This window comes from Streptomyces sp. C36 (genome assembly GCF_040932295.1).
Classification (GTDB): Bacteria; Actinomycetota; Actinomycetes; order Streptomycetales; family Streptomycetaceae; genus Streptomyces; species Streptomyces triculaminicus.
Map to the genome: position 1 here is coordinate 126,123 of NZ_JBFQGI010000008.1, position 14,820 is coordinate 140,942.

General features: G+C 73.9%; 14 protein-coding genes. 1 reads left to right on the forward strand and 13 read right to left on the reverse strand.

The genetic code is table 11. The annotated features are described in order from the left end of the window. Window positions 1-78: 78 nt before the first annotated feature. The 8 genes from AB4K12_RS24065 to fmt all read right to left on the reverse strand — a co-directional run bounded on the left by AB4K12_RS24065 (window position 79) and on the right by fmt (window position 8,065). A complete protein-coding gene (locus AB4K12_RS24065) occupies window positions 79-1,410 on the reverse strand; it encodes an MFS transporter (RefSeq protein WP_368436170.1) in 1,332 nt (443 codons plus the stop codon). After that, the gene (locus tag AB4K12_RS24070) at window positions 1,407-1,916 is read right to left on the reverse strand and encodes a hypothetical protein (RefSeq protein ID WP_368436171.1); all 510 of its coding nucleotides are present in this window, start codon (window positions 1,914-1,916) and stop codon (window positions 1,407-1,409) included. The genes AB4K12_RS24065 and AB4K12_RS24070 overlap by 4 nt, the downstream gene beginning before the upstream one ends. A 20-nt stretch (window positions 1,917-1,936) precedes the next feature. Then, complete coding sequence (locus AB4K12_RS24075) at window positions 1,937-3,175, reverse strand: hypothetical protein (protein WP_368436523.1); 1,239 nt, start codon at window positions 3,173-3,175, stop codon at window positions 1,937-1,939. A 129-nt stretch (window positions 3,176-3,304) separates the two neighbouring features. Further along, window positions 3,305-3,460 carry a hypothetical protein gene (locus AB4K12_RS24080; RefSeq protein ID WP_368436172.1) on the reverse strand — a complete coding sequence of 52 codons (156 nt, stop codon included), beginning with the start codon at window positions 3,458-3,460 and terminating at the stop codon, window positions 3,305-3,307. A gap of 258 nt (window positions 3,461-3,718) precedes the next feature. Further along, window positions 3,719-4,708, reverse strand: a complete 990-nt coding sequence (locus AB4K12_RS24085; RefSeq protein ID WP_179199007.1) for a sugar-binding transcriptional regulator — start codon at window positions 4,706-4,708, stop codon at window positions 3,719-3,721. Between the two features lie 169 nt (window positions 4,709-4,877). Next, window positions 4,878-5,564, reverse strand: a complete 687-nt coding sequence (gene rpe, locus AB4K12_RS24090) for a ribulose-phosphate 3-epimerase (RefSeq protein WP_362259609.1) — start codon at window positions 5,562-5,564, stop codon at window positions 4,878-4,880. Between the two features lie 89 nt (window positions 5,565-5,653). Continuing rightward, window positions 5,654-7,081, reverse strand: a complete 1,428-nt coding sequence (locus AB4K12_RS24095) for an RsmB/NOP family class I SAM-dependent RNA methyltransferase (protein WP_368436173.1) — start codon at window positions 7,079-7,081, stop codon at window positions 5,654-5,656. Window positions 7,082-7,120: 39 nt separating this feature from the next. After that, entirely contained in the window at window positions 7,121-8,065 is a 945-nt protein-coding gene (gene fmt, locus AB4K12_RS24100) for a methionyl-tRNA formyltransferase (protein WP_368436174.1), read from the reverse strand. Window positions 8,066-8,324: 259 nt separating this feature from the next. On the opposite strand from fmt, the gene AB4K12_RS24105 reads away from it, so the two are divergent. Then, the gene (locus tag AB4K12_RS24105; protein WP_368436175.1) at window positions 8,325-8,828 is read left to right on the forward strand and encodes a hypothetical protein; all 504 of its coding nucleotides are present in this window, start codon (window positions 8,325-8,327) and stop codon (window positions 8,826-8,828) included. A 97-nt stretch (window positions 8,829-8,925) separates the two neighbouring features. Here the strand turns inward: AB4K12_RS24105 and AB4K12_RS24110 are convergent, their stop codons facing one another. The 5 genes from AB4K12_RS24110 to gmk all read right to left on the reverse strand — a co-directional run bounded on the left by AB4K12_RS24110 (window position 8,926) and on the right by gmk (window position 14,817). After that, on the reverse strand, window positions 8,926-11,070 hold the full coding sequence (locus tag AB4K12_RS24110; RefSeq protein ID WP_368436176.1) for a primosomal protein N': 2,145 nt from the start codon (window positions 11,068-11,070) through the stop codon (window positions 8,926-8,928). Window positions 11,071-11,177: 107 nt separating this feature from the next. Further along, window positions 11,178-12,386 (reverse strand): methionine adenosyltransferase, encoded by a 1,209-nt coding sequence (gene metK / locus AB4K12_RS24115; RefSeq protein ID WP_362259599.1) that lies wholly within the window; start codon window positions 12,384-12,386, stop codon window positions 11,178-11,180. A gap of 187 nt (window positions 12,387-12,573) precedes the next feature. After that, on the reverse strand, window positions 12,574-13,776 hold the full coding sequence (coaBC, locus tag AB4K12_RS24120) for a bifunctional phosphopantothenoylcysteine decarboxylase/phosphopantothenate--cysteine ligase CoaBC (RefSeq protein ID WP_362259596.1): 1,203 nt from the start codon (window positions 13,774-13,776) through the stop codon (window positions 12,574-12,576). 143 nt (window positions 13,777-13,919) lie between these two features. Beyond that, the gene (gene rpoZ, locus AB4K12_RS24125) at window positions 13,920-14,192 is read right to left on the reverse strand and encodes a DNA-directed RNA polymerase subunit omega (RefSeq protein WP_030360466.1); all 273 of its coding nucleotides are present in this window, start codon (window positions 14,190-14,192) and stop codon (window positions 13,920-13,922) included. Between the two features lie 34 nt (window positions 14,193-14,226). Continuing rightward, the gene (gene gmk / locus AB4K12_RS24130) at window positions 14,227-14,817 is read right to left on the reverse strand and encodes a guanylate kinase (RefSeq protein WP_368436177.1); all 591 of its coding nucleotides are present in this window, start codon (window positions 14,815-14,817) and stop codon (window positions 14,227-14,229) included. Between the last annotated feature and the right edge of the window lie 3 nt (window positions 14,818-14,820).

The following is a 14,820-nucleotide window of genomic DNA, read 5'->3' on the forward strand; positions in this document are numbered from 1 at the left end:
GCTCCGAACCAGCGCCGGATCGGGCTGAGGTTCCTGGACCCATCATCCATGATGCTCCTGGGTTCTGGCCAATATGAGTCACATTCTGTGACTTCTCCCAGAGTCGCCGGGAGGACGTTTGTGGCTTTCGCCAAGGGGACGTGACGGCCGGCTCATCAGGGCGATGACGGGCAGGATCGCGAGCGCGAGGACTCCCCCGCCCGCGGCCAGCACGGGGAAGCCGCCGTGCGCGACGACCAGGCCCGATGCCATCCCGCCGGTCGCGCCGGCCAGCGAGATGCCGACGTCCACCAGGCCCTGCGTCGAGGCGCGGGTGGCCAGCGGCACGGAGTCGGTGACGATGGCGGTGCCGCTGACGAAGCCGAGGTTCCAGCCGAGGCCCAGCACGACGAGCGCCACCGCGAGCGCGGCCGTCGAGTGCGGCGGGGCCAGGGCCGCGAGGAGCCCGGCGGCGAGCAGAGTGACGCCGGCGGCGAGGGCGACGCGCACCCGGCCGAGGCGGTCGACGAGGTAGCCGGTCAGGGGCGAGGGCAGGAACATGGCCCCCACGTGGAGGGCGATGACGAGCCCGGCGGCCTGGGTGTCATGGCCGTGCGCCCGCATATGGACGGGCGTCATCGTCATGATCGCGATCATCGCGAGCTGGCTGAGGATCATGACCGCCGTGCCGGTGGCGACGCCGCGCGCGTGCCCCCGCCCGGCCGGGGCGCTCCGCCCCTCGCCCGGGGCCGGGGGCGGCGCCGCGCCGGCGGCCCGCTCGCGGGCCAGCCGCAGCGGATCGGGGCGCAGGAACACCCCCAGGATGACGGTGGCCGCCGCGAAGGCCCCCACCGCCAGCAGGAACGGCCCGGCGAGGCGGGGGATGCCCCAGTCGTGCGCCACCTCGCCCGTGACCGTCACCAGGGTGGGGCCGATGACCGCGCCGAGCGTGGTGGCGAACAGGACCAGGCCCGCGGCCCGGCCCCGGCGTGCGGGCGCGGCCACGTCCACGCCCGCGTACCGGGCCAGCAGGTTGGTGGCGGTCCCTGCCCCGTAGACCAGGAGCGAGAGGAACAACAGCGGCACGTTGTCGAGGGCGGCCGCCGCGACGACCCCGAGGCTGCCGACCGCGCCGGTCGCGTAGCCGACGGCGAGCCCGGGGCGACGGCCCCACCGCTGGCAGAGCCGGCCCACGCCGACGGCCCCGAAGGCGGCGCCCGCGGTGAACAGGGCGCTGGGCACGCCGGCGAGGCCGGTGGAGCCCAGCATCTCCTCGCCGAGCAGCGCGCCGACGGTGATCCCCGCCGCCAGCCCCGCGCCGCTGAGCAGCTGGGCGAGCACCAGGACGGTCAGGATCCGCCGCTGCTCGGGGGGCTCGTCGTGTGCGAAGTCCGCTGCCGCTCCCCGGACTTCGGAGGTGCCGGCGCTCATGAGCCCAGCGGTTCGAGCGCCGAGATGTCCTCCAGCGTCATCTCCATCCGCTCGTGCAGGAAGCGCACGATCGTCCAGTGCGGCAGCGCCCCCTCGTCGAACGGGCCGAACTCCCGGCAGTACAACGGGATCCAGCGCAGGGCCTCCTCGGCCGCCTGCTCCCGGCCCGGCTCCCGCTCGTACTCCTCGTAGGCGATGCTGCGGTGCTCTATGAAGAACCGGCCGGGCAGCCTCTCCTCGCACAGCGCGCGGTATTCGCGCGTCTGCAGGATGAGGTAGTGCCATATCTCGTCGATCTCCTGCTCCACGGGCAGGAACAGGCCGCCGAGCCGCTCGCGGTGGCGGGAGACGAGGTGGAGGTACCGCAGGCATTCGAGGACCTGGCGCTCGACGTGGGCGCGGTCCGCCCCGGTGGACCGCTCGAAGTACCGCACCACCTCCTCGTGGAGCGACGCGCCGAGGAGGGCCGTGAGGTCGTCGGCGCGGACGTGGGGCTGTCGGTTCATGGCTTCTTCCGTCCGGGGGGTCACAGGTCCTTCACCAGCCAGGCGTACTTCCCGGACGCCCCGACGGGGATGTGCGGGACGTGCTCGACGCCGCAGTGACGGCCGGTCAGGTCGCCGGCGCTCTCCGCGAGGGCCGCGGCCTCGGCCGCGTCGAGGGGGGCGCCGTCGAAGGTGGTGACGAGCAGCCGGGCCCGGTCGCCGCCGTCCACGTGGAGGCGGTGGAGGAAGACCCGGTGGCAGGCGTCGGCGATGCGGTCGTCGAGGTCGGCCTGGGCGACGGGCCCGCGCGGCGTGTCCAGCAGCTCCTTCTCCCGGCCGCAGAAGCGGGAGATGCGGGCCGGGTCCGGGGTGCCGTCCAGCGTGCGCGCGCAGTCCCCCGAGCGGTAGCGGATCAGCGGCATGTGCGGGTTGCGGACGCTGGTGACGATGAGGCCGAAGATCTCGCTGCCGGGGGCGACGGGGATCAGTTCGACGCTCATCTTGTCGAGGTAGGGCCGGTACCGGCCGTGGCGGTCGCTGTAGTAGAGGTAGCCGAGCTCCGTGCTGCCGAAGAGGTCGACGACGGGGCAGGCGAAGTGCCGGCCCAGGTAGCGGCGGACGTTCACCGGCGTGTACTCGTAGGCGTGGATGATGCTGGCGGGCGCCGGGAAGGCGTCCCACAGGCCCCACTCGCCGACCTTGTGCGCCAGATGCGCCAGGTGGTAACCGGAGCAGTCGAGGTGGTACCGGCCCCGGGGATGCGCCGCGGCGGCCGCCCTGATCTCGCCGAGCATGCGCTCGACGTCCTCGCGCTCCCACAGCGCCGGGTCCAGCCGGAGATTGAGGTAGGCGGTACGGGCGTCGAGCCGGCGCTCGTCCGGCGTGGGCACGGGCGACGGATCCGCCCCGCGCTTCTTCGCGTTGACGCGGGCCACGTGCTCGGTGGCCAGCACCGTGGTGAGGGAGACGCGCCGGCATCCCTCGTCCCAGGTGTCGTGGATGTCGGGGTGCTCGCTCCACAGCCGGTAGTAGGAGTCGAGCAGGAAGTACGGGGGCCGGATGATCTGCATGCGGGCGTGGTTGGTGCCCGTGGAGAGCACGAATTCCGCCTCGCCCCCCTCGAGCGCCGCGGCGAGGGCGGGCGTCATCCAGTTGTCGGGGAAGCCGCGGGCTATCTCGGGTTTCTCCAGGATCGGGAAGTGGCCCCGCTCGATCGAGGTCCGGTAGATCGGCACATCCCTGATCAGATCGACGACGTCCGCGGCCGGCTGACCGTTCACTGCCACCCCCAAGGTGAGCTCGGACAACGAGAACCCCGGGGCGAGGACCCCGGGGCGATGCCCCGGAGCGGGCGGCCGGTGTGCGGAGGCGGTCCGCGGCGCCCGCTCCGAGGCGTGGAGCACCGGGCGTTACGAGATACAACCGGCCTTGGGCGCCGCGCTGATGCAGCCGGCCTTGGGGGCGGCGCTGATGCAGCCGGCCTTGGCGGCGGCGCTCGCCGAGTTGGCGGCGACCCAGCCCTGCCAGACCGTGTCCTGGGCCATCTTCTTGATGAGCTGTTCCATGACGGACCTCCGAAAGGTGGGAAGTGCGCGGCTCGGGTGCGCCCCCGCGCCGCGAGATCCGACGGTAAAGCTCTCGCCAATAGAGTGTCAATGATTGGCAAAATAGCGCTGGCTCAAAACAGTTGTTCCCCTCCGGTTCCCCCCTACGTCCGGCCCGTACATCCGGCCCCCTTACGTCCGGTCCCCCTACGCGACGAGGGCGGCTCCCCCGGAATGATCCCGGGGGAGCCGCCCTCACATCGTGGAACGAACGTGCCGCTACGAGCCGTCCGGGTCCGCACGGTCCAGCGCCGGGCGGGGACCGGGGCCGGTCTCCAGCAGCAGATAGTCGGCCGCCGCCGTGTCCGTGACCAGGCTGGTCACCAGGCCGGACCGCAGCACCGCCCCGATCGCCGCCGCCTTGCGCTGCCCGCCGGCGATCGCGACGACCTCCGGTATACGGCGCAGCCGGTCGGCCTCGACCGTGATGCAGCGCTCGCCCAGGTCACGGCCGATGCGCCGGCCCTCGGCGTCGAAGAGGTGCGCGGACATCTCGGCCGCGGCGCCGAGGGAGGCGTAGTGCGCCCGCTCCTCCTCGGTGAGCATGTCGTAGACGGTCGAGATGCCCGGCTCCCACGAGCCGATGGAGACCGCGGCGACGGTGACCTTGTCGAAGTAGTCGAAGGCCCTGGCGATGCCCGTCTGGCCGCGCAGCGCCGCGGCGGTGGCGGAGTCGGGCAGCAGCATGGGGGCGTAGATGGGGTGGGCTTCGCCGCCCGAGACCTGGGCCGCCCGGCGGACTGCCTCCACCGAGCCGCGCTCGGCGGTGCCGGCGTCGTAGACGCCGGTGAGCTGGACGACCGTGCACGGCGGCAGCCGGTGCAGGGCCGCGGCCATGTGGATGGTGGAGCGGCCCCAGGCGAGGCCGAGCACGTCGCCCTCGTGGACCAGCTCGCCGAGCAGGTCAGCTGCCACCTCGCCGAGGTTCTCGGGGTCGGGCGCGTCGTCGGCCGCGTCGGCCGGGGACTCCACGACGACCGCGTGCCGCAGGCCGTAGCGGGCGCGCAGCGCGTCGGAGCGCTCCGCGTCCAGCTCCGCCGGCACCCGGATCTCGATCCGCACCAGATCGCGCTCCAGTGCCGTCTCCAGCACCCGGGCGACCTTGAAGCGGCTCACGCCGAACTCCTCGGCGATCTGGATCTTCGACTTGCCCTCGAGGTAGAAGCGGCGCGCCATCGCCGCCGCCTGCACCAGCTCGGCGGGCCCCATAGGCGTGGCTGAACGGCCCGTCGACACCGCGGTCTCCTCACTATGTGTTCAAGAGCTGTCCCGGGGAGAGCTCTGGAGTTGTGGACTCGACCGTCATCCTGTCAGATACGACGGTCCTTGATCAGGCCTTGACCTTCGCCCTCAGCAATTCGGGCGAGCGGCCGGGCGGTCAGTGCGCGCAGGCCCAGGGTGCTCCGGCGGTGGCCCGCTCCGCCTGCGCGCGCAGCGAGCGTACGGCCGCCGCCGGGTCGTCCATACCGTAGACGGCGGATCCGGCCACGAAGACGTCCGCTCCGGCCTCGGCGCACCGCTCGATGGTGGACTCGGAGACCCCACCGTCGACCTGGAGCCACAGCTGCAGGTTGTGCCGCGAGATCAGCTCCCGGGTACGGCGGATCTTGGGCAGCATGATGTCGAGGAACGCCTGGCCGCCGAAGCCGGGCTCGACGGTCATGATGAGCAGCATGTCCAGCTCGGGCAGCAGGTCCTCGAACGGCTCGATCGGCGTCGCGGGCTTGAGCGCCATCGACGCCCGGGCCCCCTGGCGCCGGATCTCCCGCGCGAGCCGCACGGGGGCGGCGGCCGCCTCCGCGTGGAAGGTGACCGACCCCGCGCCCGCCTCGGCGTACTGCGGGGCCCAGCGGTCCGGGTCCTCGATCATCAGGTGGCAGTCCAGCGGCGTGTCCGTGGCCTTGAGCAGCGACTCCACGATCGGCATGCCGAGCGTGAGGTTGGGCACGAAGTGGTTGTCCATGACGTCGACGTGAAGCCAGTCGGCGCCCTTGACGGCCTCCGCCTCCTCGGCGAGACGGGCGAAGTCAGCGGACAGGATGCTGGGATTGATCTGCGCGGCCATGCCCCCAAGCCTGCCATGCCGCGTGGGCGGCGGTGACACGGGAGGGGCCGCGAGGCCCCCGCCACCGGACGCCGGCCGCCCGGCACGGCTCACGCCGTGCGTCGCAGCAGCGCCAGGTACATGGCGTCCGTGCCGTGCAGGTGGGGCCACAGCTGCACGTCGGGGCCGTCGCCCAGGACCGGGACGCCCTGCATGTACGGGCGGGCGTCGATCCACTCGGCGCTCACGCCCTCGCGCTTGAGCACGTCGTCGACGACCGCCTTGGTCTCCGCCGGGTGCGGCGAGCACGTGGCGTAGCCGACGACGCCGCCGACGCGCACGGCGCGCAGCGCCTCGCGCAGCAGGTCGCGCTGCAGGGGGGCGAAACCGGACACGTCCTCGGGACGGCGGCGCCAGCGGGCCTCGGGGCGGCGGCGCAGGGCGCCCAGGCCCGTACAGGGCACGTCGACCAGGACCCGGTCGAAGCAGCCCTCGCGCCACGGCGGGCGCGTGCCGTCGGCGGCGATGACCTGGTACGGGCCGGGGTTGCCGGCCAGCGCGCGCTCGACCAGGCGGGCGCGGTGCGGCTGCTTCTCGGACGCCAGCAGGGCGGCGCCGCGCTGCGCGGCGAGCGCGCCGAGCAGGGCCGCCTTGCCGCCGGGGCCGGCGCAGCCGTCCAGCCAGCGCTCGTCCGGCCCGTCCAGCGGGACGTCGGCCAGGGCGAGGGCCACGAGCTGACTGCCCTCGTCCTGCACGCCCGCGCGGCCCTCGCGCACCGCCTCCAGCGCGCCGGGCTCGCCGCCCTCGGCGAGCCGGACGGCGTACGGCGACCAGCGGCCGGGCAGGCCGGAGTCCTCCCCCACCGCCGCCAGCAGTTCCTCGGGCGTCGACCGCCCGGGGCGGGCGACGAGGGTGACCTCGGGGCGTTCGTTGTCCGCCTCGAGCAGGTCCTCGATGCCCGCCCGGCCGCCGCCGAGCGCGTCCCACAGCGCCGAGACGATCCAGCGCGGGTGGGAGTGGACGATGGCCAGGTGGGCCTCGGGGTCGTCCTCGTAGGGCGGCGCGACCCGCTCCAGCCAGCCGTCCAGGTCATGGGCGGCGATCTTGCGCAGCACCGCGTTGACGAACTTCGCCCGCCCGTCGCCGAGCACCACCCGGGCCAGCTCGACGCTGGCCGAGACGGCCGCGTGCGAGGGGATCCGGGTGCCGAGCAGCTGGTGGGCGCCCAGGCTGAGCACGTCCAGCACCGGCGGGTCGACCTCGCGCAGCGGCCGGTCGACGCACGAGGCGATGATCGCGTCGTAGGTGCCCTGCCGGCGCAGCGTGCCGTAGACCAGCTCCGTGGCGAGCGCGGCGTCGCGCGTCTCGAAGCCCTCCTTCTCGCGGGCCTTGCGCAGCAGCGGCGGCAGCACGAGGTTCGCGTACGCGTCCCGCTCGTCCACGGCCCGCAGCGCCTCGAAGGCGAGCATCCGTACCGGGTCCTTCTTGGGCCGGCGGTAGGGCTTTGCGGGGCGCTTGCGAGGGGCCTGATCGTTCACGAAAGGTGCTCCGGAGCTGTGACGGCGAAGGGCTCCAGACTACGCCCGTTCCGCCACGCCGAGCCGCTCGCCTGCGGAAATGCGGACACCGCGGGCCCAGTCCGCCGCCTGCATCGGCTTCTTGCCCTGCGGCTGCACCCACTGCAGCCGCACCGCGTGCGAGCCGGTGCCGACGTGCACGGAGCTCTTGGCGACGGCCATCTCGCCGGGGGCGAGGTCACCGCGGTCCGGCGTCAGGTCCAGCGACATCAGCTTGAGGCGCTCGCCGCGGAAGGTGGTCCAGGCGCCCGGGGCCGGGGCGCAGCCGCGCACGACGCGGTCCACGCGCAGGGCGGGCGCGGCCCAGTCGACGCGGGCGTCCTCGACGCTGATCTTCGGGGCGAGCGAGATGCCGTCGGCGGGCTGCGGCACGGCCTCGAGGGTGCCGTCCTCGATGCCGTCCATGGTCGCGGCGAGCAGCCCGGACCCGGCGAAGGCGAGGCGCGTCAGCAGGTCGCCGCTGGTGTCGGTGGGGCGCACCAGCTCGGTCAGCACACCGTAGACGGGCCCGGAGTCCAGGCCCTCCTCGATCTGGAAGGTGGAGGCGCCGGTGACCTCGTCACCGGCGAGGATCGCGTGCTGCACGGGGGCGGCACCGCGCCAGGCGGGCAGCAGCGAGAAGTGCAGGTTCACCCAGCCGTGGGCGGGGATCTCCAGCGCGGCCTTGGGCAGCAGGGCACCGTAGGCGACGACCGGACAGCAGTCGGGGGCGATCTCGCGGAGCCGGGCGAGGAAGTCCTCGTCACGTGGCCGGGCGGGCTTGAGCACCTCGATCCCCGCTTCTTCGGCGCGCTCGGCGACGGGACTGGCGACCAGCCGGCGGCCGCGCCCGGCGGGCGCGTCGGGCCGGGTGACGACGGCGACGACCTCGTGACGGTCCGAGGCGATCAGGGCGTCGAGGGCGGGTACGGCGACCTCGGGGGTACCGGCGAAGACGAGCCTCATGGGTGGCGAACAACCTCTCTCGCGGGGCAACGGCCAAGTCTAGAGGGGCCACGCCCTCAGGGGGCGTGCGGGATGACGCGCGCCCCATTCCGGCGGATGTACGCCCCCATACCGTGACCCAGCGGCCTGTGGCGCGTTGGGTCAAGAGAGATTGACCGAACCGGGCCGCAACAGCGGCCCGCTTCCCCCGCGTTGGTTGTCCACGCGTCAACTTGCGTCCTTTTCCGTCCCCTTCACCGCCGGTCCGAGAGGCTTGTTCATGCCCGACCACGCAACCCACGACGCCCAGGCACGGGCCAGCCTGCATCTCCTGGTCCGGGACATCGAGAGGGTCCGCCGTCAGGTGGACGCGCTGCGCACTCTCACCGCTCAGCTGGGCAATGTCTACCGCCCACGCCGCACCGGCCCGTCGGCGGGCTTCGTCGTCTACGGACGCGCCCCCGCGCCGACGGTCCGGCTGGCGCAGGAGCTGCGGGACAGCGTCGAGACGCTGGTCACCGCGGCGGTGGACTTCGACCGCTCGCTGGGCTTCTCGTGGGACGCGGTGGGTTCGGCGCTCGGCGTCACCAAGCAGGCGGTGCACCGCCGCTACGGCGCCCGCCGCTCGGGCGCGCAGGGCACGCCCGAGCCGGCCGAGTCCGTCCGCACGGCGGAACCCGCCACCGTCCCCGTCGTCCCGGCCGCCCGCACCAGCCCCGGTGCCCCCGTGCACCGCGAGGAGCCCCGCCCCGCCTCCGCCTTCCCCGGCCCGCGCAACGGCTGAGCCGCCGCCCGGCACCGGGGACGGCGCCGCTGAGCGACGGTCCTCGGCCCCCAGGCACGCACCCGGCGGGCCGGCCCGCACCCCTGACGGGATCGCGTCACCCGATGTCCGGCGGATCCACCCGCAGCCGCACCGGCTCGCCGTCGCGGCGAGCCAGCCGTATCGCCTGGGCGGCCTTGAGCCCGGTGGCGAGCGCCGCGCCCTGGCCCGGGCGCACCCGGATCAGCGCGCGCTCCCACCGCTCCCCCGGTGGAGGATCCCCCGCCCGCCGCGGCCGGCCCGGCAGGGGCTCCGGCAGAGGCACGGGGCCGAGCACCTCGGCCCCGTCCGGCAGGTCCGCCATCCCGATCAGCTCCGCGACGGCGGCCGGCGGCCCGGAGACGGCCGCCATCCGGGACACCGGCGGGAAGCCCAGCTCGGCCCGGTCGGCCAGCTCGCGCACCGCGTGCCCGGCGGGATCCCAGCGGACCAGCGCCTGGACGGGCCGCAGCGTCGGATCGGCCACGACCACCACCGTGCCGCCCGCCTCCGCGCCGCGCACCAGCGCCGCCGCCCCCAGCCAGCGGCGCAGCGCCTCCTCTCCCGACCGCAGGTCCGGGCGGCCCAGCAGGGCCCAGCCGTCCAGCAGCAGGGCGGCCGCGTAGCCGCCCTCGGCGACGGGCTCGGCGCCGGGCGTGGAGACCACCAGCGCGGGCCGGCCGGGAACGGTGTCCAGGACGTGGTCGCGCCCCGAGGTCCGTACCGGCACGGCCGGGAACGCCCGCCCCAGCTCCTCGGCCGTCCGCCGAGCCCCCACCACCTGTGCGCGCAGCCGGAAGCCGCCGCACTCGCCGCAGTGCCAGTCGCGGGCCTCCTCGCCGCACCAGCCGCAGTGCAGCGCCCCGCCCTCGCCCCGGGCCTCCAGCGGCCCCGCGCACCGCACGCAGCGGGCCGGCTCCCGGCACCGCTCGCAGGCCAGGCGGGGTACGTACCCCCGGCGCGGGACCTGCACCAGCACCGGTCCGTGCTTGAGCCCCTCGCGGGCGGCCTCCCAGGCGACCGTGGGCAGCCGGGCGGCACGCGCGGCCGCGTCCCGCGCCTCGTCGGCCTCCCCCACCGTGCGCACGCGGGGCGCGAGCGCCCGCAGCCGCTCCCGGTCGGCGGCCAGCGGCAGGGCCCAGCCCGTGTCGACCAGCTGGGCCGCCTCCACGGTGCAGCCGAAGCCGCCCAGCAGGAACGCCGCCTTCTCGTGCGCGGCGCGCGACAGCAGCACCTCGCGGGCGTGCGGCTGGGGCGCGTGCGGCTCGCTGTGACTGGAGTCGCCGTCGTCCCAGATGGCGGCGAGCCCCAGGTCCCGGACGGGCGCGAACATCGCGGCCCGGGTGCCGACCACCGCCCGCACGGCGCCCCGGCTGACCGCCAGCCAGCGGCGGTACCGCTCCTCGGGACCCGTGTCGGCGGTCAGCAGCACATGCCGTCCCTCGCCGAGCAGCGCGGTCAGCGCCGCGTCGACACGGGCGGCGGTCCGGCCGTCCGGCACCACGACGAGCGCGCCGCGCCCCGAGGCCAGCGCGGCCGCGGCCGCCCGGGCCAGCTCGGCCGCCCAGTGCGGGCCGGGGAGCGCGGTCCACACCGCCCGCGGGCAGTCGCCCCGGGCGACGGCGTCCAGATAGGCGGGCCCGGCCGGATACCGCGCCCAGCTGCCCGCCTCCGGCACGGCGGGCGGCGGCAGCGGCTCGGGCGAGGGCTCGGCCTCGATCCGGGCGTGCCGGGGCGGCACCGCCAGCTGCAGCACGTCCGCCAGCGAGCCGGCGTAGCGGTCGGCGACGGACCGGCACAGTCCCAGCAGCGCCGGGCCGAGCACGGGCTCGGGCGAGAGCACCTGGGCGATGGCGGCCAGCGGCCCCTGGTAGTCGGACTCGGCGACCCGCTCCACGATGAACCCGTCGAGCAGCCCGCCCCCCTCGCGCCGTCCCCCGCGCACATTGCGCGCACCCGCCCCGAACCGCACCCGCACCCGCGTCCCCGGCCGGGCGTCGGCGTCCAGCTCGGCGGGCACGGCGTAGTCCCACAGCCGGTCCAGATGCACCGGCCCCTTGTCCACCAGCACCCGCGCCACCGGCAGCTCCGCCGCCAGCGCCGCCCCCCGCCACGTCCGCGGCTTGGCCCGCGGCACCTTGGCCTTGCGCACGCTCTCCCGGATGAGCGCGAGCTGCTCCACCTCGGGAGCCTCCCGCTCGGACCGCCCGTTCTCGCTGCTCACGGCTCCAGTCCTACCAGAGGGCACTGACAGCCGGCACGGACGGCGGATGACGACGAAAGGCGCCCCCGCTCGAAGCGGGGGCGCCTTCGGAAGCCGGACGGCCGGGCCTACAGGCCCGCGGCCTTCTTCAGGGCCTCGACGCGGTCGGTGCGCTCCCAGGTGAAGTCGGGGAGCTCACGGCCGAAGTGGCCGTAGGCCGCGGTCTGGGCGTAGATCGGGCGGAGCAGGTCGAGGTCGCGGATGATCGCGGCCGGGCGGAGGTCGAAGACCTCGGCGATGGCGTTCTCGATCTTCTCGGTGTCGACCGTGTTGGTGCCGAAGGTCTCGACGAACAGGCCCACCGGCTCGGCCTTGCCGATCGCGTAGGCGACCTGGACCTCGCAGCGGGCGGCCAGGCCCGCGGCGACGACGTTCTTGGCGACCCAGCGCATGGCGTAGGCGGCCGAGCGGTCGACCTTGGACGGGTCCTTGCCGGAGAAGGCGCCGCCGCCGTGGCGGGCCATGCCGCCGTAGGTGTCGATGATGATCTTGCGGCCGGTGAGGCCGGCGTCGCCCATCGGGCCGCCGATCTCGAAGCGGCCGGTGGGGTTCACCAGGAGGCGGTAGCCGTCGGTGTCGAGCTTGATGCCGTCCTCGAGGAGCTCCTTGAGGACGTGCTCGACGACGAACTCGCGGATGTCGGGCGCCAGCAGCGAGTCCAGGTCGATGTCCGAGGCGTGCTGGGAGGAGACGACGACGGTGTCCAGGCGCACGGCCTTGTTGCCGTCGTACTCGATGGTGACCTGGGTCTTGCCGTCGGGGCGCAGGTAGGGGATGGTCCCGTTCTTGCGGACCTCCGACAGGCGGCGCGAGAGCCGGTGCGCCAGCTCGATCGGCAGCGGCATCAGGTTCGGGGTCTCGTCGCAGGCGTAGCCGAACATCAGGCCCTGGTCGCCGGCGCCCTGCTTGTCGAGCTCGTCCTCGTCGCCCTCGACGCGCGACTCGTAGGCCGTGTCGACACCCTGCGCGATGTCCGCGGACTGGGCGCCGATGGAGACCGAGACGCCACAGGAGGCGCCGTCGAAGCCCTTCTTCGACGAGTCGTAGCCGATCTCGAGGATCTTGTTGCGCACGAGGGAGGCGATCGGCGCGTACGCCTTGGTGGTCACCTCGCCGGCCACGTGCACCAGGCCGGTGGTGATCAGGGTCTCGACGGCGACGCGGGACGTCGGGTCCTCCTTGAGGAGGGCGTCGAGAATGGAGTCGCTGATCTGGTCAGCGATCTTGTCGGGGTGCCCCTCGGTCACGGACTCCGAGGTGAAAAGGCGACGGGACACAATGCTCCCTGGGGTTGCAGCGGCTGCTGGCTGATCATTTGACGGATCCTGCCGAGAGCTGCGCTCGACCCGGATCCGGAGCCAGTTTATCCGGCGTTCTGTGGCTTCGGACATCCCGCCCCACATGACATGGGGCACGCCCTGTGACTCCCGTCACGAGAACACGACAGGTCACCCCTTGCGCGGGTCAGGTCAGGCGCGGGGAGACCAGGTCCCAGACCGTGTCCGCGAGGGCCTCCTTGGGGCCGTGCGGGACCGGGGTCTCGGTGCCGTCGGGGGCCAGGACGACCGCCTCGTTCTCCTCGGACCCGAAGGTCCTGCGCTCCCCCACCTCGTTGACGACGAGCAGGTCACAGCCCTTGCGGGCGAGCTTGGCGCGGCCGTTGGCGAGGACGTCGTCGGTCTCCGCTGCGAAGCCCACGACGATCTGGCCGGGGCGCGCGCGGTCCGCGGAGAGCTCCGCGAGGACGTCCGGGTTGCGCACGAGCTCGACCGGCTCGGGCTCCTGGCCGTCCCGCTTCTTGATCTTGCCCTCGGCGTACCGGGCGGGCCGGAAGTCGGCCACGGCCGCGGCCATCACCACGGCGTCCGCGTCGGCCGCCGCCTTGAGCACGGCCTCCCGCAGTTGAACGGCGGTGCCCACGTGCACCACGTCCACGCCGGCGGGGTCGGGCAGCTCGCTGTTGGCTGCGACAAGCGTCACCCTGGCCCCACGGGCCACGGCGGTACGGGCCAGGGCGTACCCCTGCTTGCCCGAGGAGCGGTTGCCCAGGTACCGGACGGGGTCCAGGGGCTCGCGCGTGCCGCCGGCGCTGACGACCACGTGCCGGCCCGCGAGGTCGGGCGCCTGGGCGCCCCGGGCCAGCACCCGGCGGCAGACCTCGAAGATCTCGCCCGGCTCGGGGAAGCGCCCCTTGCCGGTGTCGACGCCGGTCAGCCGGCCGACGGCGGGCTCGAGGACGACCGCGCCGCGGCGGCGCAGCGTCGCCACGTTCTCCTGGGTGGCCGCGTTCTCCCACATCTCGGTGTGCATGGCGGGCGCGAAGACCACCGGGCAGCGGGCGGTCAGGAGGGTGTTCGTCAGCAGGTCGTCGGCCAGGCCGTGGGCGGCCTTGGCCAGCATGTCGGCGGTGGCGGGAGCCACCACGACCAGGTCGGCCTGCTGGCCGATCCGCACGTGCGGCACCTCGTGGACGGTCTCCCACACCTGGGTGACGGCGGGGTGGCCGGAGAGCGCGGACCAGGTCGCCTCGCCGACGAAGTGCAGGGCCGACTCGGTCGGTACGACCCGTACGTCGTGCCCCGACTCGGTGAGCCTGCGCAGCAGCTCGCACGCCTTGTAGGCGGCGATCCCGCCGCTGACCCCCAGGACGATCTTGGGCTTGTCCATCGCTCTCGCTTCTCCCCACGATCCCGGTACGCACGCACGTGTGTACGGGTCTATGACACACCAAAGGCCCGGCAGGGGCGCTGCCGGGCCCGTGGTGACGGAAATTCCGAAGAAACTCCGAAAAAATGCCGAAAAAACTGCGCTTACTGCGCCGGGGCCTCGACGGCCTCGGAGGTCAGCAGGCCCGCGTTGATCTCGCGGAGCGCGATGGAGAGCGGCTTCTCGTGGACGTGGGTGTCCACCAGCGGGCCGACGTACTCCAGCAGGCCCTCGCCGAGCTGCGAGTAGTACGCGTTGATCTGACGCGCGCGCTTGGCGGCGTAGATCACCAGGCTGTACTTCGAGTCGGTCGCCTCGAGCAGCTCATCAATCGGCGGGTTGATGATGCCCTCGGGCGCGGTGATGGAAGAGGACACTCTCTGCCTTCCGAAGGGGGGTGAAGAAAGATGTTCAGCTCAGCAAGGCTAGCAGCTCGCGCGCGACGTCCTCGACCGAGGTGTTGACCAGCGTGGTGTCGAACTCCGACTCCGCCGCCAGCTCGACCTTGGCGACCTTCAGCCGACGCTCGATGACCTCGGCCGACTCGGTCCCCCGGCCGGTGAGCCGGCGGACCAGCTCGTCCCAGCTCGGCGGCGCGAGGAAGACCAGCTGGGCCTCCGGCATGGTCTCGCGGACCTGCCGGGCGCCCTGGAGGTCGATCTCCAGCAGGACCGGCTCGCCCGCCTCCAGGCGGTCGAGCACGGCCTTGCGCGGAGTGCCGTAGCGGTTGCCCGCGAACTCGGCCCACTCCAGCAGTTCGCCGTTGGCGACCAGCTTGTCGAATTCCTCGTCCTCGACGAAGAAGTACTGGACCCCCTCCCGCTCGCCGGGACGCGGCTTGCGGGTGGTGGCGGAGACCGAGAGCCATACCTCGGGGTGGGCCTTGCGCATGTGGGCGACGACCGTGCTCTTACCGACCCCGGAGGGGCCGGAGAGCACGGTCAGCCGCGGTTGTCCGGCCGGAGGGACGGGGGACGTCCCCCGGGAGACTGCAGTACTCATGCA